Origin of the sequence: Bradyrhizobium sp. BWA-3-5 (assembly GCF_032917985.1) — a bacterium.
In the GTDB taxonomy this organism is placed as follows: domain Bacteria; phylum Pseudomonadota; class Alphaproteobacteria; order Rhizobiales; family Xanthobacteraceae; genus Bradyrhizobium.
On the sequence record NZ_CP136626.1, the window covers coordinates 2,594,736 to 2,616,701 of the forward strand.

The following is a 21,966-nucleotide window of genomic DNA, read 5'->3' on the forward strand; positions in this document are numbered from 1 at the left end:
GCCGATATCAGGCCGGTGCGAAGGTGATCGCGCCATCGGCGTCGACATCGCGCGTCAGCCGCCCGATTGAGGCCAGCATGTTCAGGTGCGCCAGCGACTCGCCAAAAGCCTGCCGTGGATTGGCGTAGAGCACCCGCGGGAAAGCGTCCCGCGCGACCGCGAGCGCTGATGTCTTGCCGGTGATGACGGACGCCACGTCGTCGAGCCGCGCCAGATGGTGCTCGCGCATCTGCGCAAGCCGCGCGTGCAGCCCCTGAAACGGCAGGCCGTGCGATGGCAGCACCAGCGTATCCGGCGGGAACTGCTCGAGCCGTGCCAGTGAATCCAGGTACTCCTTCATCGGGTTGGCTTCCGGCTGCGCGGAGGGCACGATGACCGACGGCGTCATGTGCGATAGGATCTGGTCGCCCGCGATCAGGAGCTTGTCGCTCTCGCAATAGAACAACGCATGTTCGGGCGAATGCCCGCCCGCGGTGATCACCCGCCACTCGCGCTGCCCCATGGCGACGATGTCGCCGTCCCGGATGCGGATGAATTCACGCACCGGGCGCAGGCCGAGATAGGATGGGCGGCGCTGGGTGTCCATGATCTGTGCGACGTCGTCGGCGGAGGCGCCGTTTCGCTTCATGAAGGCGCCAAATTGCTCGTCCGGCTGTTCCTCTCGCTCGTGCCACATCTTCCAACCGCTCAGCCATTCGGCCAGCGGCAGGCGCACCGTGCATTTCATCTCCTTCACCAGGAATGCGGCGAGCCCGGCGTGATCGAGGTGCGCATGCGTCAGGACCAGGCTCTGCAAGGGGCGGCTGCGCAGCAGCCCGCGCCAGAGCTTGTCCCAGATTTCAAAGGTGTCGTCGGTGTTGAGGCCGCAATCGACCAGCGTCCATCCCGGGCCGTTGTCGAGCAGCCAGCAATTGACGTGGTTGGGCAGCGTCGGCATCGGCAGCCGTACCCAGAACAGGCCGGGCAGCACGTCGGTCAATTCGCCATAGGCCGGCGGGCGCTGGACCGTGAACTTCAGATCATCCGACATGGTTGCCCCCGGCCGCGTGCAGTGCCGCATTTTCCTGGCCGGCATTTCGGCTCCGGCGGCTGTGCAAGCTTACGCGATCGTCGGGTTATCAACGCCCGCGGAATATTTATACCTCCCATGCGGGCCAAGACAGCGGAAATCCCCATCCCAGCCTTGAGCGGGAGATGTTTAGGTGTTTGTCCTGCACTACCACGCGGGAGGAAATGACGATGGAGTTTCGAACCTTTGGCCGCACCGGCATGCGGCTTTCGATACTCGGCTTCGGCTGCGGCGCCGTGGGCGGGCTGATAGTGCGCGGCGATGCCGCCGATCAGGAGCGGGCCGTCGCGCGGGCAATTGCCGCCGGGGTCAACTACTTCGACACCGCGGTGCTGTATGGCGACGGCGAATCCGAAAAGAACCTCGGCCGCGTGCTGCAGAAGCTGAAGCCGGCGGACGTTGTCGTCGGCACCAAGGTCCGCCTGGCACCCGGCGACCTCGGCCGCATTAACGATGCGATCACGACATCGCTCGAAGGCAGCCTGTCGCGGCTCAAGCTCGACCGCGTCGACATCTTGCACCTGCACAACCCGATCGCCGGCGAAGGCGGAGGATCGGCACTGAGCGCGCGACAGGTGCTCGGCGAAGTGGTACCGGCCTTCGAGCGGCTGCGCCAGCAGGGAAAAATCCGGTTCCTTGGCCTGACGGCGCTTGGCGACACGGCGGCACTGCATGAAGTGATCAGCGCTGGCGTCTTCGACAGCGCACAGGTCGTCTACAACATGCTCAATCCATCCGCCGCCGAGGCATTGCCACAAAACTATCCGGCGCAGGATTATGGGCGGCTGTTCGATGCGACACAGACGGCGGGCGTCGGCGTCGTCGGCATTCGTGTGCTGGCCGGTGGCGCGCTATCCGGTTCGGCCGAGCGTCACCCGATCGCGGGGCCGGCGCCGGAGCCGATCGGCTCTGCGATGAGCTATGACGCCGATATCGATCGCGCACGCCGCCTGATACCGCTCGTGGAGGAGGGGTTCGCCGCCAGCCTGACCGAAGCCGCCACGCGGTGCGCGCTCTCTCATCCGGCGATGGGAACCATTTTGGTCGGCATGGCGACGCCGGGGCAATTCGAGGACGCGCTCGCTGCGGTCGAGAAAGGCCCGCTGCCGCAGGCCGCGCTTGATCGGCTGGCGGCGTTGCGACAGACGTTCGCCGGCGAGGTACGATGATCGGTGCGTAAAATGTATTATCCTGCAGTTCGTCAGGGATAACCGTCGCCGGCGACTTCGACATCGACGACCTCGATCCGTGCAGACGATTTGCGTTGCCGCAGCTCTTCATACGACGTCGCCGCGCTCAGGCAAAATAGCGTTTTCCGATCGGCGCCGCCGAGCGCACAGGCAAGGGCACGCCGGCCTGGAACCTCGATGCGTTGCAATTCACGGCCGCTGCGGTCGAGGCGAAGGAAAGCGTCTTCCTCGAAGGCTGCGACCCACACCGCGCCGTCGCGGTCCAGGCAAATACCGTCGGGCGATTTCATCTGGCCAAGCCGGCCACGAAAGCTCAGGTCGCCGTCGGCTGCAATGTCGTACTCGGCAAGGCATTCGCCATCCATCTCCGCCACGACAAGCCGGTTGTGATCAGCCGAGATCGCGATCCCGTTCGGAAAGCGCAATCCTTCCGCGACAACCCGCGTCGTGCCGCCGGGCATCACCAGGATGATGCGGCCGGGCGCGCCGCGATCGGGCGGCGGGGGCAAGTCAAAACCGAGGTCGCCGACATAGGCTCGGCCCATTCCGTCGACGATCATGTCGTCGATCGTGCCGGTCGCGACGCCCGACAGGTCCGCATAGAGCGAAAGCTTGCCGTCGCGGTAAGCCAGCAGGCGCTTGCGGAACATCGTCAGCACGATCAGCGTGCCATCCGGCAGCACGCCGAGGCCGCAGGGCGTATCGTCGTCGACCTTCGCATGCTGCTCGCAATCGCCCGACAGCGAGACGCTGAGCAGCGTCCGCGCCATGCAGTCGACGAACCAGAGCCGGCCCGCATGCCAGCGTGGCCCCTCGTAGTAGCGGCCGCCATCGAGCAGGCAACGCAACGTCATCACCTACAGCGTCACCACGATCTTGCCGAGGTGCTTGTTGGCTTCCATGTGCTCGAAGGCCTTTCCGATCTCGGCGAAGGGGAAGACCTTATCGATCGGCAATTGCAGTTTTCGCGATTCCACCGCGCCCCAGATGTCCTTGCGGACCTCGTCGAAGATCTCGCGGACTTCCTCAATGGTGCGGGTACGGAAGGTGACGCCGATATAGTTGATGCGGCGGGCGGCGTGCAGGTCGAAATTGAAGTCGCCATGGGTGCCGCCGAGCCGGCCGACATTGACGATGCGGCCCTTGACCTTGGTGGCTTTCAGATTCTGGTTCGCGACCGGGCCTGAGACCTGATCGACAATCAGATCGACGCCTTCGCCGCCGGTGGCTTTCAGCACCTGATCGACCCAGGCGGGATCGCTGGAATCGATCGCGAGGTCGGCGCCGAACTCGGTCAGGCGGCCGCGGCGCATCGCGTCCGTCGAGGAGCCGATCACGAGTTTTGCACCCTTCAGCTTGGCGATCTGCATCGCCATCAACCCGACGCCGGAGCTGGCGCCCTGGATCAGCACGGTCTGGCCGGGCTGCAGCGCACCGTTGGTCACGACCGCGTTGTGCATGGTGGCAAGCGCAACGGGGAGGGTGGCAGCCTCCTCGAAATTCATGTTCGAGGGTGCGCGGAACAGCCGGCCGTGGTCGGCCAGCGTATATTCGGCAAACGCCGCGCCGCCCGAACCCATGATCTTGTCGCCGACCTTGACGCCCTTGGCATCGGGCCCGAGCTCGGCGACTTCGCCCGCCCATTCCATGCCGAGCACGGTGCCGACGCCGCCCGCAGCGCCATGGGCATGGCCCTTGGTCATGCCGAGGTCGGCGCGGTTGAGGCCGCAGGCATGCACCTTGACCAGCACCTGCGTGCCCTTCGGGGTGGGCTTTGCGACGTCGGTGATTTCAGCGCCATTGGCGCCGTAGACATAGGCTTTCATGGGCTCTTCTCGGTCTTGGCTCGAGGCCGCCATTCGGCGGCCTCTGTCTTGCGAAAGCTGGTTACTCGGCCGCTTGGCGCTGCGCCCCCGACAGCATGCCTTCGAACCGGCCACGCATGATCGCTTCGGCATCGCGCACGATGCGCGAGATCAGCGCGGCGCAGGTCGGGATGTCATGGATCAGGCCCTGCACCTGGCCGGCCGACCAGATGCCCTCATCGGCATCGCCTGTCGCGTAGACCATCTTGCCGCGGGCGCCGGCAACCAGCTCGCGGACGTCCTCGAATTTGGCGCCTTCCTTCTCCATTTGCACCACCTTGGTCGAGATGACGTTCTTGGCGACGCGCGAGGTGTTGCGCATGGTGCGGAAGATCAGTTCGGTCTCGCGCTCGTCATTGGCGACGATGCGTTCCTTCACCAATTGATGGATCGGGCTCTCCTTGGTGCACATGAAGCGCGTGCCCATGTTGATGCCCTCGGCGCCGAGCGCGAGCGCAGCGACGAGGCCGCGGCCATCGCCGAAGCCGCCCGAGGCGATCATCGGTATCTTGACCTTGTCGGCGGCGGCCGGAATCAGGATCAGGCCGGGCGTATCGTCCTCGCCGGGATGGCCGGCGCATTCAAAACCGTCGATCGAGATTGCGTCGACGCCCATCCGCTCCGCCGACAGCGCGTGACGGACACTGGTGCATTTGTGGATGATCTTGATGCCGTGCTTCTTGAACTCGGTGACGTGTTCCTGCGGCTTGTTGCCGGCGGTCTCGACGATCTTGATGCCGGCCTCGATGATGGCCTGGCGGTATTCGGCGTAGGGCGGCGGCTTGATCGCGGGCAGGATAGTGAGGTTGACGCCGAACGGCTTGTCGGTCATGTCGCGGCAGCGCGCGATTTCCTTGGTGAGGTCTTCCGGCGTCGGCTGCGTCAACGCGGTGATCAGCCCGAGCGCGCCGGCATTGGCGACGGCAGCGACCAGCTCGGCGCGGCCGACCCATTGCATGCCGCCCTGGACGATCGGGTGCTCGACGCCGACGAGCTCGGTGAATCGCGTCTTGATCATGTCTGCCCTCTGTTTCCCCGGCACGGCCGCAACGGCCGGCACACGTCATCTTGTGAGATTTCGATGGGCAGGATGCCGCTGCCTCCGGCAAAAGTCTACCGGGAGCGGGCAGTGGTCAGGGCAACGCCATCATGCAAAAGCGCGGCCTTGTTCCGCAGTGCGAACACCAGGACGAGAACGACAGTTTTTCCCACTCCATCAAGCGAAACACGGCCTTTTGGGCTTGTGAGGCGCTGGGCCAGCCGCAGAGCGAGCCGGTGAGGACTCTCACGATCTCGCCGATGCTTGTCGTGCCGACTGACAAAAGCTGTCGAGCGAGAAGGCTCCGCTCGGCTTCGCGGTGCCGAACATCTCGCCATCATGCACGGCGATGCCGGATGGCGGAGCGCGCCGAAGCCAGATGGGCTGTTGCTTGCTTGATCCGTGCCAAAGACTTCACGCTAAACTGAGACCCAACACATGACGATCGTGCTAGTCTGGGGAGGCAAGTTCTGCGTGTGTGCGGTCCAGGCGCATGCCAAAGGATCCAAAAAAGCTAGGCACCCTTACCGAGCGTGGTCGGCTGATTGCGCTGGCCGTTGCGGTGGGGTTGGTGCTGGGCATGGCCGGGCCTACCTCTGCACAATTTTTTAATTTCGGCGGATATCAACAGCGGCCGCAACCGCAACGTGGTGGCGGCTGGTTTGGTAACGAACAACGCGGTGGCGGCTGGTTCGGTAACGATCAACGCGGTGGCGGCTGGTTTGGCAACGACCCGTATGCGCCGTACCAGCAGCAGTACCTGCCGCCTCGTTCCCATGGGCGGCAAGCGCCCCAGGCGGCGCGCGAGGATTTTTCAAGGGCGCCGCCGCCCGAGAAGCGCAACACCATACCCGAGCGCCAAATTGTTGTGCTCGGCGACTCCATGGCGGACTGGCTGGCATACGGGCTTGAGGACGTCTATGCCGATCAGCCTGAGATCGGTGTGATCCGCAAACACAAGACAGCCTCCGGCCTGATCAAGTATCAGCCGAAGGGCAATCCGGCCGATTGGGCCGCCGCCGCCAAAGGCATTCTCGCCACCGAGAAAGCGGATGCCATTGTCGTCATGCTCGGGCTCGACGACCGCATCGCAATCCGCGAGCTGGCAGCCGATAAATCCGACAATAGACCGGGCGACAAGGACGGCAAGGCCAGGCCCGACGGCAAGCCTTCCGGTGAAAAACCAGCGGCGAAGCTGGATGGCGCATCTAGGGCGGCGGATCCCGAATTGCCGCCAGAGGATTCCGCCGACAACAGCGATGCGCAGCGGATCATGGAATCGGGGAAGCGTGCGGGCTCGCCGAGCGGCCTCCATGAGTTTCGCGACAAACGCTGGGTCGAACTCTACAGAGAAAAGATCGACGAGATGATCCGCGTACTCAAGGCCAAGGGGGTGCCGGTGTTGTGGGTGGGTCTGCCGGCGGTACGTGGCGCCAAGGCGACCGCCGACACCGCGTTTCTGGATACGCTCTATCGCGATGCGGCCGGCAAGGCGAGCATCACCTATGTCGACGTCTGGGACGGATTTGTCGATGAAGCCGGGCACTTTTTGCAGCAAGGCCCCGATTTCGAAGGCCAGATCCGCCGGCTGCGCTCCTCCGATGGCGTGTACTTCACCAAGGCCGGCGCACTCAAGCTCGCGCATTATGCCGAGCGCGAACTCAACCGGCTGTTGGCTGCGCGTTCCGCGCCGATCGTGTTGCCCACCGAACCGGCAACCCCCGACGTCAGCGCGCGGCCGGATCAGCCGGTGCCGCGTCCGCTGGCCGGGCCGATCGTTCCCTTGGTGGCCTCTTCTGTGGGCACGGATCAATTGCTCGGTGCTCCGGGTTCGCGACAGGTCGCGATCGATGCGCAGGCAGCGCGGCTCTTGATCAAAGGCGAGCCCTTGCTTGCGCCCGCTGGTCGCGCCGACGATTTTACCTGGCCACGACGCGAAATAGGACGCGAAGGGACGACCAAGGATGAGAAGCCCGTGGCGGCAACATCGCTCGATGCCAACGCGCGGGCGCCGGCGGCTTCGCCAAAGCCGAAAAGAAACCGCCGCTAGAGCCCAACCCATTGGTGACCCGCCGATCTCGTCGGTGGCTAATGTCCGGCTCCTTCATGACGCCGACTCCGATTGTGAGATTTCGAGCGGCAGGATGCCGTCACCCCCTGTAAAAGTCAGCGGGGGCGGGCGGTGGCCAGGGCAACGCCATCATGCAAAAGCAGGCTTTGGGTCTGGCGCTGCCGAGATCATCCGGGAACCGGACATCCTGCCGACGCGCAAGATCGACACTTTTGAACCAAGGCAGACGTGTCCTACGGATACGCGCTTTCGGTCGAGGCCAACGCCATCTGACCGGCAATCTCGTCGGCGCGCCAGCAGCGGACCGAGTGCCCATCGGGACGCGTTTCAAGTGGCGGCACTGGCGCGCGGTGACACACGGCCTCGGCATAGCGACAGCGCGGACTGAACGCACATCCCTCCGGCGGATTGAGCGGATTGGGAAGCTCGCCCTTGGCCGTCGCCAGCGGCGCCCGGCGCAGCGGATCGGGAATGGCGGCGATCAGGGTTTGGGTATAGGGATGTGCCGGCCGTTCGAAAATCTCGCGCCAGCCGCCGGTTTCCACAATGCGGCCGAGATACATGACCGCGACCCTGTCGCTCATATGCTCGACGACACCGAGGTCATGGCTGATCATGATGTAGGAAAGGCCGAGCGTTTCCTTCAGTTCCAGCAGCAGATTGATGATCTGGGCGCGGATGGAGACATCCAGCGCCGACACCGGTTCGTCGCAGATGACAATTTTGGGATTGAGGATCAGCGCGCGTGCGATACCGATGCGCTGGCGCTGGCCGCCCGAGAATTCATGCGGGTAGCGGCCAGCCTGTTCGGGCCGCAGGCCCACATGCCTGAGCATCTCGGCCACGCGGCCGTCGATCTCGCTTCTGGCCGTCACGCCGTGCAGGCGCAGCGGATCTTCAAGCGTGCGGCGAACGGTCTGGCGTGGATTGAGCGACGCATAGGGATCCTGAAACACCATCTGTACGATGCGGGCCAATGCCTTCCGATCGCCCGACTGGCGGCCGGTCACGACATGTCCCTCCAGCACGATGCGGCCGCGCGTCGGCGCCAGCAGCCCCAGGATCGAAAGCGCGACCGTCGACTTGCCGCAACCGGATTCGCCGACGAGGCTAAGGCATTCACCGCGCTTCAGTTCAAGATCGACGCCGTCGACCGCACGGAGCAGCCGCGGGCTCCCGCTCAGCAAGCCGCCCCCGACCGGAAAATGGACGGCGAGATCCTTTACGCTGAGGATGATATCGTCGCCAAGTTTCCCGGCAGGTTCATGCATGGTGATGGCACCTGACTAACCCGCCGGCACCGAGCAGTGTCGTCTCCGGCGCGGTCGTCCGACAAATCTCGGTCGCCCGCGCGCAACGCGGATTGAACCGGCAACCGTCCGGGAAATCCGCGATCGCCGGTACAACGCCCGCGATCTCCTTGAGCCGCGTCCGGCCAAGCGCCGCGCGGCTTCCCAGCCGCGGCAGCGAGTCGACCAGGCCTTGCGTGTACGGATGCGAGCAGGCGCGGAAGATATCGGCCGAGCTGCGCTCCTCGACGATGCGGCCGGCATACATCACGGCGACGCGGCGGCAGACATTGGCGACCAGGCCGAGATCGTGGCTGATCATCAGAATAGCCGTACCTCGCTCGGCGCATAAATTCCGCATCAGCTCGATGATTTCAGCCTGCACCGTCACGTCGAGCGCGGTCGTCGGCTCATCGGCGATCAGAAGATCGGGGCCGCAGGCGAGGGCAATGGCGATCATCACGCGCTGGCGCATGCCGCCGGAAAGCTGGTGCGGGTAGTCCTTCACGCGCCGTTCGGGCGCGGGGACGCGGACGCTGGCCAGCGCCTCGACCGCCAGCCGGTTGGCTTCCCGCCAGTCCTTGCCCTTGTGCAGCACAAACATCTCGGCGATCTGCCGGCCCACAGGGGAGACCGGATTGAGCGCCGTCATCGGCTCCTGGAAGATCATGGCGATGCGTTTGCCGCGCAACACGCGTTGCTCGGCGGCCGATAGTCGCTGGATTTGCCGGCCGTCAAATCGTATCGCGCCGGCGCCGATCGAAAGCGGCGGACGCAACAGGCCGATCAAAGCGAGGGCCGTAATGCTTTTGCCGCAGCCGGATTCGCCGACAAGTCCGAATGTCTCGCCGCGATCGATCCGGAACGAAACGCCATCGACCGCCGCAACGTGGCCGGACCGGTCGCCCAGATCGATGCGCAAGTCTTCGACTTCGATCAGGGGAGGGCTCGTCATGTGCGCCGGCTCCGCGACTGTGGATCGAGAACGTCACGCAAACCATCGCCGAGCAGATTGAGACCGAGCACTGTCAGGAATATGGCGAGGCCAGGGAAAACCGAAAGCCACGGCGCCGTGGTGATCTGGTCGCGGGCCTCCGACAGCATGCTGCCCCAGCTTGGATAGGGTGGGCGGACCCCGAGACCAAGGAACGACAATGCGGCCTCGGCGAGGACTGCACTGCCCATGCCCAGCGTGCCGATGACAATGATGGGTCCGAGCATGTTCGGCAGCAGCTGGGTGAGCATGATGCGCATATCGCCGTAGCCGAGCACCCTTGCCGCCTGCACATAGCCCTGGCTCTTGAGTGACAGCGCCGATGCCCGCGCGATCCGGCACGTGAAGGACCAGTTGGTCAACCCGAGCGCGATCAGGAGGCTGGTCAGGCCAGGTCCAAGCACCGCCATGATGGCAAGGGCGAAGATCAGCGAGGGGATCGCGAGCATGAGATTGGTCAAGGCGTTGACGAAGTCGTCCCACCAGCCGCCCCAATAGCCCGCGGTCAGGCCCAGCGTCACGCCGATGACGCTGTTGACGAGCTGCGAGACGATGCCGACCGTCAGCGAGATGCGGGCGCCGTGCACCACGCGGGAGTAGATGTCACGGCCCTGTGCGTCCGTGCCGAACCACCAGATCCAGCTCGGCGGCTCTTCCGCATTCATGAGATTGGCATCCATGACAGGATCGGCATGCGCCAGCCACGGCGCGAACACGCCGACGAAGATCGCAAGCGCGAACAGCGCTCCGCCGATGATGAGACTGGCTCCGAGCTTCATCGCAGCCACCCCGTCGCGGCGGGCGGTTCAGTCGATCGCGCACAGGCGTGACAGGGCCGGCGGGCGCTCATGCGTATCTGATCCTGGGATCGATCACGCCATAGAGCACGTCAATCAGCATATTGATGGCGAGAAAGAACAGTACCACGACGAAAATGGAGCCCTGGACGGCGGGAATGTCGCGCTGCAGGACACTGTCGACAAGCAGCGAGCCGATGCCCGGCCAGGAGAACAATTTCTCGACGACGACCGCCTGTCCCATCAACGCGCCGAACTGCAGGCCGATCGTCGTCAGGATGATGACGAGTGCATTGCGCATCACATGCCACTTCACGAGCCGGGTTTCGCTCATGCCTTTCGAGCGCGCCGTCCGGACAAAATCGGCGGTCATGATCTCGAGAACCGCGGCCCGCGTCGTCCGTGCCAGCAGCGCCATCGGCGAGACACCGAGCGTCACGGCAGGCAGGATCAGATATTTGAGCCCGCCATCGCCATAGCCGAAACTCGGCAGCCAGCCGAGTTTCAGCGCAAACAGGTACATCAGCAGCAGCCCGAGCCAGAACTTGGCCATTGAAAGGCCCGACACTGCCACGACCATCGAGATCGTGTCGGCGATGCTGCCCGGCCGCAGCGCTGCGACGAAGCCGAGCGGCACGCCGATCACAATCGCAAACATCATCGACGCGAAGATCAATTGCAGCGTTGGCCACATCCGCTTGGCGAGCATGGTGGTAACCGGCTCGCGCGTCCGGAACGACGTCCCCAGATCACCCGTCGCGAGCCTGGCAATATAGGCGCCGAAGCGAATGTAGACGGGATCATCGAGGCCGAGCTGCTTTTTCATGCGCTCCACGACCTGCGGATCCGCCGCACCCCGGCCGTCATCGCTCATGCTCGATACGATGCTGCCGGGAACGACGCTGAATAGCACGAAGACCACCAGCACGACAGCCAGCACGGTCGGAACGGCTTGCAGCAGACGGCGGATCAGAAAGGCGAGCATTGCAACTGTTCCTCGCTCACTCCGTCGTTTGTGGCGATGGAGGGAGGGTGAGGGCGCGTGTCACTTGGCGGGCGAGGTCTCGTCGACCCAGAGGTCTTCGACGTTCTGATGGGTCAGTTCCGTCGCGTTCAGCTGAATGCCCTTGAGCCACGGCTGCACGGCCATGACGGCCTTGTTGTAGTTGAAGAACCAGACCGGAGCTTCGTCATAGAGCAGGGCGTTGGCCTTTCGCAGCAATTGGTCGCGCTTGGCGGCGTCGTCTGTCTGCCCGGCCTCGTCGATCATCTTGTCGAAATCCGCGTTCTTGAATGTCGTGTAGTTGCAGGCTGATTGCGGTGTCGACGAGTAGAAACATTTCAGCGCCGCCTGGGGATCCGGGCCGGTCGCCATGGAATAGACATAGGCCTGGAATTCGCCCTTCTTGATTGCCTCCGCCAGCACCGCGGTCTCGACCTGCTTGACCTTCACCTTGATTCCGACCTTATCCAGCATCGGGATAACGGCCTCCACGATCGGCAGGCCCCAGCTTTCATTCTGACTGGTCGTCCACTCGAATTCGAAGCCACTGGGATAGCCGGCGTCCGCAAGCAACTGCTTCGCCTTGGCGGGATCGAAGGCGTAGGGCTTCATCGTCTTGTCGTAGAGCGGTGAGGTCAGGGGCAGCCAGCTGGTAGCGCGATAGGCCTTGCCTTTGACCAGCTTGCTGATGATCAGGTCGGTATCGATCGCATGGTTGATCGCTTGCCGGACCCGCTTGTCGGCAAACGGCTTGAAATTGGGATTCATCCCCATGTGCCGCGTGAAGACCTCGGCGACCTCATTGATCGTGCCCTTGAGGTTGGGGTCGGCCTGATAGGCGACATATTGCGCAGGTCCCAGCACCGAGGTGTCGATTTCCTTGTTGCGGAAGGCGACATCCCGCGCCGCGGCTTCGCCCATCACCGATACGATCAGCTTGTCGGCGTACGGCTTGCCGGGCTTGTAGAACCGGTCCCACCGCTCCAGGACGACGCGCGATCCCGGCACATGCTCGACGAATTTGAATGGCCCAAGACCGATCGGCTTCTGGAGGAAGCTTTCCTTCGCACCCTCGTCGGCGGGATAGATCGAAGTTATCGCGTTGAAGAAGTAGAAGCTCGGATCGACTTTCTCGGTCAGCTTCATTTCCAGCGTGAAATCGTCGATTTTCTTCAGGCCGGAGATTTCCTTGGCCTGGCCCTTCTCGACCTCAGCCGCGCCCTCGATCACGCGGACGAAACGCGCGCCGGGATAGGCCTTGGCGCCGTCCATGATGCGATTGAAGCTCCAGATGACGTCGTCGGCCGTCATCTTGCGGCCGTGATGGAAATAGGCGTCGTCGCGCAGCTTGAAGGTGTAAACAAGACCTCCACCCGAGACGGTAACCTCCCTGGCAAGCTCCGGAACCGGCTTGCCCTCGGCGGAATCCCAGATGTAGAGCGAGCGATGCAGGCCTTTGGCGTATATCTCGTCCTGGGCGCGCTGCGTCGTGTGAATGTCCATGCTGGAGAAGCTGGAGCCATAGGGCGCCGTCATGCGAATGGTGCCACCCTTGCGCGGTGTCTGCGCCTCCGCCGCGACGGAAAGGGCCAGTCCCAGACCGGCCACGATCGCAATCTTCTTGAGCATCACCTCTTCTCCAACAGTGCAGGAGTACTCCGGTCAGCGAGTTGACCACTCGCAGCGTATCAGGCGCAAGAGGGACCCTTCCCGAATTTCGCCGGGGGGGCTCGGAGACAAATCGCCATATTGCGGCGGCGCGGGAGTTTGCTTCGGATGCTTGTCGGAAGTGAGATGCCCGGGTGGTGGACGTAATGCGCACCAAAGCGGCATCGGCTAGCATCTCATTCGCTCATTTCGCCGTGCAGCTCCGCCTTGAATCCGTCGGTATTTTCAAAGTTGACCGTCACCTTGTCGGCGTCGAAGGTCAGCGACCAGTTCTGGATTTCCCCGCGTCCCAGGATTCGCCGCTCCATCGCAAAGGTGCGTTCGTTGATCCAGCGTCCCTTGGCGGCGTTGATTCCGTAAAGCGCGGGGGGAGACTTTCGATAGCGTCCATCCAGACCGAACAGCCCGGTAAACCGTTCGGTGGGACGATCCGTCTTGTCGGTGTAGGTGGTGATCACCCAAGACGAATCCGAACCGAGGAAATTCAGCGTGAAGTTCTTCACGCGCAGAATGTTGGAAAACTGATACGTCTTTCCCGAAACCATCTTGACCAGTTCCGGCGTGCCGCCGACGGCCGACGGCTTTTCTGTTGCGGCGAGCTGTATCGCGCTGGTCAGCAACGCCGCCGCAATGGGATCGGCGGGCAGCGGCTTGTCGGATTTGACCGCTCGCGAAATATCGTCGATCAGCCCGGAGACCGAATAGAACTCGTTATCCCGCAGGACACCCGTCACGACCGCGACGATATCCAGTTTGGGAAGGATGAGGATCAGCTGCGAATGACGGCCGCGCGCCATGTAGGCGCCCTTATCGGGAAGCGACCACCACAGGTTCGCATATTGAAATCCATTGGTCGCGGCAACCTTGCCGTCTTTCGCGCGTTCGACCCACGAGGACGGAATGATCTGCTTTCCCTCCCACATTCCGTTGCGCAAATAGAGATAGCCGAATCTCGCCATGTCATGCGGTGAAAGGAAGAGTCCGGCTTCGCCGATCGTGACGCCTTGCGCATCGACGGTGCCCCATTTGGCGCTCTTGATGCCGAGCGGTTCGAACAGCTCCTTCTTTGCGAAATCGAACGCGTTCTGCCCGGACTTCCTGTTGATCAGCGCGGACAGCAAATAGGGGTTGCCGCCATTGTAGTTGAACTTGGCGCCGGGCGCACTGGCCATCGGCTGGTCGAGCACGAAGCCGGTGCGATCGGGACTCCTGTACATCCGCATCAGCGTTTCGTCGGGGGTATAGAACCTCTCCACCCACTCCATGCCCGAGGTCATGTCGAGCAGGCTCTGCACCGTCATCGCCTTTTTGCGCTCATCGACGTTCCTAATTTCCTTGTCGGAAAACAGATCAATCACGGGATGGTCGACGCTGTCGAGGTTACCATTCTGCAGCTGGATCGCGGTCAGGGTGCCGACCACGCTTTTGGTCACCGATCTCAGGTCGTGGCTGATCCCGGCGACGTAGGGCGCATAGTAGGCTTCAGCCACGATCTTGCCATGCCGGACGATCATAAGGCTGTCTTGCCTGTAGGTGCCGACAGTCTCGATCAGCCGGGCAAGGCCGGCTGAGTCCATGCCTTGCTGCTCGGGCGTCGAAACGGGCCAGGATTTCGTCGGCCACACTTCCTGTTGCTCTTGCGGCCGATCCTGGCCGTCGGCCGCGGCACTTGCCGCATTGTGTCCAGCGACGTACTGAAACCCCGCAACCAGTGCGGCAATGGCCACCACCCAGAGATGCATTGACAGCCTCCCATCGGCGCGCGCTGACATGCGCGAGCAGTCACAGAGGTAATCATAGATTGAAAACCTGACAGGAATCGAGCCCCCGCGGGACCGGACTTGCGATTCAAGGCCTATGGGAGAGGGCAGCGGCCGGGTGCCGCCGTCATGCCGACAAAGCCCCCGGGGCGATCGTTTCCGAGTCGCAATAGAACAACACAGGCCTTGCAGGGTTGCTGAATATCGAGCTTTGGTCCGGCCGACTGTGTTCTCAAAAACGGTAATGGATATTAAGTGCGAAAAGCCAAGAAGGCCGGCGGTGTCGGCGCCATGAAGAAAAGCAAGGGTTCACAGCGTTCTGCGGTCTCCTCTTCCTCGCCGCTCGGCATGTTGGCGCTCCATCTCCTCGAAGAATGGAGAAAGTCAGGCCGCGCCGGCATCGTATTCCTCGCTGAAAACGAGAATAGGGCGGAGCGACTCGGGAGCGTGCTCCATTCGCTCAATCCCTCGCTCGACGTATTGGTGTTCCCGAGATTGAACACCTTGCCATTCGATGGGCTGGAGCCGTCCCGCGAGATTGCCGGGAGACGGAGTTCGGTGTTGCGGCGGCTCGCCAAGACGAAGAAGTCCGTGTTCCTGGTGGCGACGGCAGAGGCGATCATGGAGCGGCTGCCCTTGCCCGCGAGTTGGGGGCGCCTCAGCATCAGCCTGAAGGTGGGAGCGGCCCATGCCGAACAGGATCTCAAGACCCGTCTGGAGGCGCTCGGATACGATCTCGACGAAGAGGCGGAATATCCGGGCACGGCGCTGTTTCACGGCAAGACTTTCGAGATTTTTCCGGCGGGCGCGCTCGGTCCATTCCGAATCGAGCATTCCGGAGGGACGATCCGCAAAATTCTGGCCGTCGACCCGGCAGAGCACGATGTCTTGTTCGAGGCCAGGGAACTGCTGGTCGATCCGATGTCCGAGCGGCTTGCATTGGCAGGCAGGCGGGGACAGCGCGCGATGCTGTCGGATTACTGCGGCCGGGCGCGATGGATCGCAGACGCAGGCATTCCCGTTCATGCCGATGGCTGGCTGAGCACGATCGAGGAGGCCGCCGGCCGCAAGGACGCGGAACGCGAATATCTCGGGCGAGCGGATTGGAAAAAGCTGGCGAAGCGCATGAACGTGCTGCCCCGCAAGGCAGCTTTTGCGGCGACGCCGGACTTCTCGAAGATGGCGGCGCCCAGGAAGGCGCTCCGCGCCTTTGTCGCCGAGACGCAAGCCGCGGGATCGCGGCTGCTCTTTGTCGCGGCGGTGGAGGAGGACCTGCGCGCGATGGAGCGTATGAGCGGGATCAAGGCGGAGCGTTTCGCAGGTTGGGACGAGGCGAGTTCAGGCCGAAGTCGCGAGGGCGCGCTGCTGGCCGACTTCGATGCCGGCTTCGTCGGCTCTGGCAGGAGGCCTCCTGTCGTCGTGACGGCGTCCGACGTGCTCGGCAGCAGAGCCCATCATCCGCAGCCGATGGCCCGGGCCTGGACAGCGGCTTTCGATCACCCTGATGTGCCGGAGCGAGGCTCGGTCGTCGTTCATCTCCAGCGTGGGCGGGCCTTGTTGGATGGCTTGCAGGCCCTGAACATGGGGAAAGGAGCATCGCGTGAGATGATCAGGCTCGAGTTCGCGGGGGAGGATGCCGTTCTCGTTCCGCCCGCCGATCTCGCGCTGATCTGGCCTTACGCGACCGAACTCGGCAAGCTGACGCTGGACAAGGCGGACGGAAGCACGTGGTGGCAGCGGCGCGGCGAGGCCGAGCGGGAAATCCAGATCGCGGCCAAGGACCTTGCCAAACATATCGCCCAGCGGCGCCGGCGGCGCGCGCCCAGGTTGGTCGCTCCGGGGCCGGCCTATGAGAGGTTCGTCGCGCGCTTTCCGTATTTCACGACGATCGACCAGGCGAAGGCGATTCAGGACGTCCTGGCCGACCTCGCATCCGGTCATCCGATGGATCGGGTCGTCTGTGGCGACGTCGGCTTCGGCAAGACCGAAGTCGCCTTGCGGGCGGCCGCCGCCGTGGCGCTGTCGGGGAAACAGGTCGCCATCGCGGTGCCGACCACCGTATTGGCCCGGCAGCACGTCGCGACCTTCCGCAAACGCTTCGGTCCGCTCGGCATCGAGGTGGGCAGCCTGTCGCGGGCGACGTCCGCGCCGGAAACGAGGGAGACGAAGGAAGGCCTGCGCCGCGGCAAGCTGAAGGTCGTGGTGGGCACGCAGTCGCTCGCCGCGAAGGACGTGAAGTTCGCCGACCTCGGCCTTGTCATCATAGACGAGGAGCAGCATTTTGGCGCGGCGGAGAAGGCAAAACTCTCGGGTCTGGCCAAAGGCGTGCATACGCTTTGGATGAGCGCAACGCCGATCCCGCGCACGCTTGCAGCAGGCCTCGCGGGCTTCAGGGATCTCAGCATTATCGCAACGCCGCCGGTTCACCGGCTGCCTGTTGTCACCAAGGTCGCTCCGCTGTCGGACGCGGCCATTGTCGCTGCACTGCTGCGCGAGCAGAGGCGTCACGGACAGAGTTTTCTGATTTGCCCGCGCATTCAGGATCTGGAGCCGATGTTGGCGCGCCTGCAGTCGGCAGCCCATGATCTGCGCATCGTCTGTCTTCACGGCAAGCTGCCGGCCGACGAGATCGACGACCGGATGATGAGCTTCGTGGAAGGCGAGGCGGATGTTCTCTTGGCGACCAATATCGTGGAGAGCGGCCTCGACATCCCCAGGGCGAATACCATCGTGGTCTGCTGGCCCGAAAAATTCGGTCTGGCGCAACTCCATCAGCTCAGGGGGCGGGTGGGCCGCGGCGGCACGCGGGCTTTCGCGCATCTCTTGACCGAGTCGAATTCGGAACAGTCCGAAAAGCGTCTCGCCATTCTTGAAGAATTCAGTAGGCCCGGGGCGGGTTTTGCGATTAGCGAGCGGGATCTCGACCTCAGAGGCGCGGGCGACCTGTTCTCGGAGCGGCAGTCGGGCCATGTGCAGGTTTTCGGACCCGTGCTCTACAGTCATCTCCTGAAGCGGGCCTCGGAGAAGACCGATGACCAGGCAGCCGATTTCTGGGTGCCCGATCTGAATCTGCCGGTCGCGGATATGCTGCCAGCGGGCTACGTGCAGTCGGAAACGGTTCGGCTCGAAATCTATGGACGCGTCGCCAGGTGTCGGGACGAAGAGGATCTGGAGGAGTTGGAAGAAGAGACCGCGCGCCGTTTCGGCCGGCTGCCGCAGGAGGCGCGCGATTTCTTTGCAGCGGCAAGGCTCAGGCTCGATTGCAGGCGCCGGGGCATCGTGAGGCTGGACGTCGGACCGGAAGCCGTCGCTGCGACATTCCTGCCCGGCCGCTTACGCAAATCGAGGTCGAAATCCAAATGGCTCGAGCGTGACGGCGATCGCGTGATCTATGCCGGCAACGGAAATGAGAAACCGTTCGAGCGGATCGAGGATTTTCTGGAGAGGCTGGACGAATGAGGCTCCGGGCGCCGGTTATCCTCGAACCGTGAACTTGTCGGCGGTGCTGCACAGCACGACCTCCAGATCTTTGAAACGGATTCTTGCCGATCGGAGGGCCAAAATATCATGATCGCTTGACGTCATGATCGCCTGGGTTTGGTGCTGATCGAGTTCAGCAGTGTCGCGATCGCGATCATCGCTGCGATACCGGCGAGACTCAACGCTATCTGCATCGCTAGTCCGGCTGAAATTTCGAGCAGCGCCAGATGGCTGGCAAAGGTCAAGAGAACACCGAGACAATAGATTGGCAGCGAGTGCTGGCCACAGCGGATCGCACCGCGCATTACCGGCGTTGCCAGTCCTCGCCAATTGCGGGGCACGAACCATGCCGCCACAACCGCTAGGGCCAAAAAATGCAGTAGTCGCAATGGAGGGAGATTCGATTTGTCCACTGGCTGTTGGGCCAGCGCCGGCGGAATCAATGCTTCCAACGGTCCGATGCGCCAGCTCAATGCGATGACAAGGCTGAAGAGCAGATACAGTATGGCGAGCATGAGCGTCGTGCGTGACATCACCCACGGCTGGACTCTCTTGCCCTCGATCATCCATAAAGCTCCGAGCACGACAAGCAACTGCCAAGCCAGTGGATTGAAAGCCCAGTGTCCGTCCGGCCATGCCGGGACGGCCCAGCCAAAAACATGCACCGATACATAAAGCGCCAGCGAGGCGCCAAGCGTCACGTTCGGCGCTCGCAGCAGCAGCCACAGCAGCGGCGCGAACAAGAGGTGAAGGAGCACAAAGGCCGGCAATACGTCGGTATTAACTGGACGGTATTGCAGTATCGCCGCGCGCGCGAGCGTCGTGCCGGGATGGTCCAACAGGATACGCGTGTTGCTCTCGTCAGCAAGACGACCTGTGAGATGAACCAGGATGACGCAGGCGAGGGTAACCAGCAGAAATGCGACATAGATGTCCCAGCTTCGCCGCAGTGTTCGGCTGATCACTCCGTTCCAGCCCTCGCGGCGCCACGCCGCACCGTAAGCCAGCGCGCAGGTTACGCCTGAGACGAACATGAATACTTCGGCGGCATCGCTGAAGCCATAGTTCCGCAGCGTCAGCCAACTTCCGATGTTGTTGGGGATATGGTCGAGAAAGATGAACCAGAGCGCGATGCCTCGACAGGCATCGATACGCAGGTCGCGTCCTTGGCCTTTGAGCTCCGGCAACTCGCCGACCGCTGACTGGGGGATGGTAATTCGGTCGTGCATCTGGTTCACCCCAAGCCAGCAAGATGGACCTGCCGCCCGAGCTTTTGGTGTGAGCTCGTTCACCTTTAAGTACTTATTTTTTCAGGTGAATCTGCGCGCGAACGTTGAGTGCTGATGGCCATGCACGCGATCATTTGCGACACGCGATCGGTGCGATCTCGCTGTCCTGCAATCAGACTCTATTGACGCCTTCAACCCGCGTTGTCAGGCACGAAACTCACAGCTTTCGTTGCCGCGCGTTCCTCGTGCGTTCGCGACACATCGATATGGCATGACAGCGGAAAATTGCCACGCCTCATCGATGAACGGGTATCTCGCCAGCCCTCTTGCTGCGCAAACGTCCGGTGCGAGCGCAGCGGTAACCGCGCGAGCAGCGAACGGCCACTTAATATTGCAGCACGCAGATCTGCTTCTGTGACGGTTGTTGCTGCCCGCTCACGGAGGGCCAGCAATGCGTCAGTCTCGGCAGTACGGCGGCGTTACCGGGGAATGCTGTTCACGAGTATCGAAAGCGGTGGTGGATGTCGGCGTCTTTAGCCAGCGGATAGGATGCTTCGCGGGTCTGTGTCCCGGTGCGATGCAACGTAGTCGATTTCACCGCGCGAGATACCGATGTCCGCGAGCTCGCTGTCCGTCAGATGGCATAATTCTGCACGCAGCCTATCACGCTTGCGCCACTCTAAAAATGCATACCAATATTTTTCAAAGGGACTGTAGACCTGACGATTTGCCGTTGCCGGTCGGAGCTCGGTGGTCCCGCATATCGTGCTCATGGCGGTGTCCTGTCTGAACCGTTTCACCATGCAAAGGTTGCCGCAAGATTCGTCGCCACGCTTAACTGAAGCCTTACATTTCCCTCACCGGCGGCTTATTCTTCGGCTTTCGGTTGGGTTTGAGCAGTAACCCTGAGAAGGAATGGCAACTTGCGCTATCTCTTCGAGGACTTCGCGCTTGATACCGAAAGGCGTGAACTGCATCGCGGGGCGGAGATCGTCCCCGTCGCCCCGCAGGTTTTTGACTTATTGGACTACCTGATCAGCAATCGGGAGCGTGTCGTCAGCAAAGATAATCTCATCGGCGCCATCTGGAATGGGCGTTCCGTCTCGGATGCTGCGCTGACGACCCGCCTCAACGTTGCCCGTAGCGTGCTCGGCGACTCTGGCGAGGAACAGCGCCTCATCAGGACTTTGCCACGGAAGGGTTTCCGCTTCGTGGGCGCTGTCCGGGAAGAATGGGCGTCGAAAAAGAGTGCAATGGCGGACGCTCCTAAAGGAGCGCAGAAGCCGCCCATCTCGCTACCCGATAAGCCGTCGATTGCGGTGCTACCGTTCCAGAACCTCAGTAACGATCCGGAGCAAGAGTATTTCGCCGATGGCGTCGTTGAAGATGTCACGATTGCGCTGTCTCACTTCCGCTGGCTGTTTGTGATCGCGCGCAATTCGAGTTTTGCCTACAAAGGTCGGTCCGTGGACGTCAAGCAGGTTGGCCGGGAGCTCGGGGTGCGCTACGTGCTCGAGGGTAGCGTACGCAAGGCCGGAAGGCGCCTTCGCATCGCTGGTCAGCTTATTGATGCTGAAACGGGAGCACATCTCTGGGCGGACCGTTTTGACGGTGCGCTTGAAGATATCTTCGAACTACAGGATCAAATGACGTCCAGCGTCGTGGGCGCGATCGCGCCCATGCTGCTGCGTGAGGAAGTCAGGCGGGCTAGGCGCAAGCCGACCGAGAATCTGGATGCATACGACTATTACCTGCGTGGCCTGGCGAGCATCCGCCGCTGGACGCAGGATGCGAACAGCCAGGCACTCCAGCTCTTCAGCAAGGCGATTGAGCTCGATCCCGGCCTGGCGTGCGCCTATGGCATGGCCGGATGGTGCTACATCCAGCGCAAGGCGCGCCGCTGGATGATCGATAGTGAGAAAGAGAGCTCCGAAGCGACGCGGCTTGCCCGGAGGGCAGTGCATCTGGGTGCCGATGACGAGGCCGCGCTATCCTTGGGGGCATATGTACTCACCTTCATTGCCCATGAATTCGACGACGCCATTGCATTCGTGGATCGTGGACTGGCAATCAATCCAAACTCGACGCTGGCCTGGAATCTTGCTGCCTGGGTGAGAGTTTTCCGAGGTGAGCCCGACCTTGTAGTTGATTACGCTGCGCGTGCCATGCGTCTGAGCCCGCTTGACCCATCCATGTACGCCATGAATGGAGCCGTGGCGTATGCTCATTTTCTTATGGGCCACTATGACTCGGCGTCGTCGTCCGCCGAAAAATCACTGCGCGACAATTCCGAGTTCCTGCTGGCGATCGTCATGTTCGCAGCCAGCAACGCGCTCGCCGGACGACTTGCGGTAGCTCGGAAAGGGATCGCACGTGCACGCGAATGCAATCCGGATCTACGCCTCTCCAACCTGGGAGATCTTGCGCCATTTCGTCGACCGGAGGACGCAGCCCATTTTGCCAACGGGCTTCGCGAAGCAGGCCTCCCGGAATGATTGCAAGCCCCATCTCG

16 protein-coding genes are annotated in these 21,966 nt (G+C 62.7%); 4 read left to right on the top strand and 12 right to left on the bottom strand.

What is annotated here, in order from left to right:
* Positions 1-7: 7 nt before the first annotated feature.
* Entirely contained in the window at positions 8-1,030 is a 1,023-nt protein-coding gene (locus RX331_RS12280) for an MBL fold metallo-hydrolase (protein WP_317256816.1), read from the bottom strand.
* A gap of 209 nt (positions 1,031-1,239) precedes the next feature.
* On the opposite strand from RX331_RS12280, the gene RX331_RS12285 reads away from it, so the two are divergent.
* Positions 1,240-2,238: an aldo/keto reductase gene (locus RX331_RS12285; protein WP_317256817.1), complete on the top strand. Its 999-nt coding sequence runs from the start codon at positions 1,240-1,242 to the stop codon at positions 2,236-2,238.
* 32 nt (positions 2,239-2,270) lie between these two features.
* Here RX331_RS12285 and RX331_RS12290 read toward each other — a convergent pair whose 3' ends face one another.
* From RX331_RS12290 to RX331_RS12300, 3 genes are all read right to left on the bottom strand, one after another.
* On the bottom strand, positions 2,271-3,113 hold the full coding sequence (locus RX331_RS12290; RefSeq protein ID WP_317258102.1) for an SMP-30/gluconolactonase/LRE family protein: 843 nt from the start codon (positions 3,111-3,113) through the stop codon (positions 2,271-2,273).
* Positions 3,114-3,116: 3 nt separating this feature from the next.
* Positions 3,117-4,085, bottom strand: a complete 969-nt coding sequence (locus tag RX331_RS12295; RefSeq protein ID WP_317256818.1) for a zinc-binding dehydrogenase — start codon at positions 4,083-4,085, stop codon at positions 3,117-3,119.
* A gap of 61 nt (positions 4,086-4,146) precedes the next feature.
* Positions 4,147-5,142, bottom strand: coding sequence for a nitronate monooxygenase family protein (locus RX331_RS12300; protein WP_317256819.1), 996 nt, complete (start codon positions 5,140-5,142; stop codon positions 4,147-4,149).
* A 601-nt stretch (positions 5,143-5,743) separates the two neighbouring features.
* On the opposite strand from RX331_RS12300, the gene RX331_RS12305 reads away from it, so the two are divergent.
* Positions 5,744-7,213, top strand: coding sequence for a DUF459 domain-containing protein (locus tag RX331_RS12305; RefSeq protein WP_410708271.1), 1,470 nt, complete (start codon positions 5,744-5,746; stop codon positions 7,211-7,213).
* Positions 7,214-7,467: 254 nt separating this feature from the next.
* On the opposite strand, the gene RX331_RS12310 is transcribed toward RX331_RS12305, so the two are convergent.
* The 6 genes from RX331_RS12310 to RX331_RS12335 all read right to left on the bottom strand — a co-directional run bounded on the left by RX331_RS12310 (position 7,468) and on the right by RX331_RS12335 (position 14,727).
* A complete protein-coding gene (locus RX331_RS12310; RefSeq protein WP_317256821.1) occupies positions 7,468-8,505 on the bottom strand; it encodes an oligopeptide/dipeptide ABC transporter ATP-binding protein in 1,038 nt (345 codons plus the stop codon).
* Entirely contained in the window at positions 8,498-9,478 is a 981-nt protein-coding gene (locus RX331_RS12315) for an ABC transporter ATP-binding protein (RefSeq protein WP_317256822.1), read from the bottom strand. Before RX331_RS12315 ends, RX331_RS12310 begins: the two co-directional genes overlap by 8 nt.
* Entirely contained in the window at positions 9,475-10,296 is an 822-nt protein-coding gene (locus tag RX331_RS12320) for an ABC transporter permease (RefSeq protein WP_317256823.1), read from the bottom strand. The genes RX331_RS12315 and RX331_RS12320 overlap by 4 nt, the downstream gene beginning before the upstream one ends.
* Before the next feature lie 67 nt (positions 10,297-10,363).
* Positions 10,364-11,299, bottom strand: a complete 936-nt coding sequence (locus RX331_RS12325) for an ABC transporter permease (protein ID WP_317256824.1) — start codon at positions 11,297-11,299, stop codon at positions 10,364-10,366.
* Positions 11,300-11,359: 60 nt separating this feature from the next.
* Positions 11,360-12,946, bottom strand: a complete 1,587-nt coding sequence (locus RX331_RS12330; RefSeq protein WP_317256825.1) for an ABC transporter substrate-binding protein — start codon at positions 12,944-12,946, stop codon at positions 11,360-11,362.
* A 215-nt stretch (positions 12,947-13,161) separates the two neighbouring features.
* Entirely contained in the window at positions 13,162-14,727 is a 1,566-nt protein-coding gene (locus RX331_RS12335) for a serine hydrolase (RefSeq protein WP_317256826.1), read from the bottom strand.
* A gap of 366 nt (positions 14,728-15,093) precedes the next feature.
* Between RX331_RS12335 and RX331_RS12340 the strand changes: the two genes are divergently transcribed.
* Positions 15,094-18,204: a DEAD/DEAH box helicase gene (locus RX331_RS12340; protein ID WP_317258103.1), complete on the top strand. Its 3,111-nt coding sequence runs from the start codon at positions 15,094-15,096 to the stop codon at positions 18,202-18,204.
* Positions 18,205-18,326: 122 nt separating this feature from the next.
* Here RX331_RS12340 and RX331_RS12345 read toward each other — a convergent pair whose 3' ends face one another.
* Both RX331_RS12345 and RX331_RS12350 read right to left on the bottom strand, forming a co-directional pair.
* Positions 18,327-19,454, bottom strand: a complete 1,128-nt coding sequence (locus RX331_RS12345; RefSeq protein ID WP_317256827.1) for an OpgC domain-containing protein — start codon at positions 19,452-19,454, stop codon at positions 18,327-18,329.
* 533 nt (positions 19,455-19,987) lie between these two features.
* Positions 19,988-20,257: a DUF1127 domain-containing protein gene (locus RX331_RS12350; RefSeq protein WP_317256828.1), complete on the bottom strand. Its 270-nt coding sequence runs from the start codon at positions 20,255-20,257 to the stop codon at positions 19,988-19,990.
* 120 nt (positions 20,258-20,377) lie between these two features.
* Here RX331_RS12350 and RX331_RS12355 point away from each other — a divergent pair, with 120 nt between their 5' ends.
* Positions 20,378-21,949 (top strand): winged helix-turn-helix domain-containing tetratricopeptide repeat protein, encoded by a 1,572-nt coding sequence (locus RX331_RS12355; protein WP_317256829.1) that lies wholly within the window; start codon positions 20,378-20,380, stop codon positions 21,947-21,949.
* Positions 21,950-21,966: the final 17 nt, after the last annotated feature.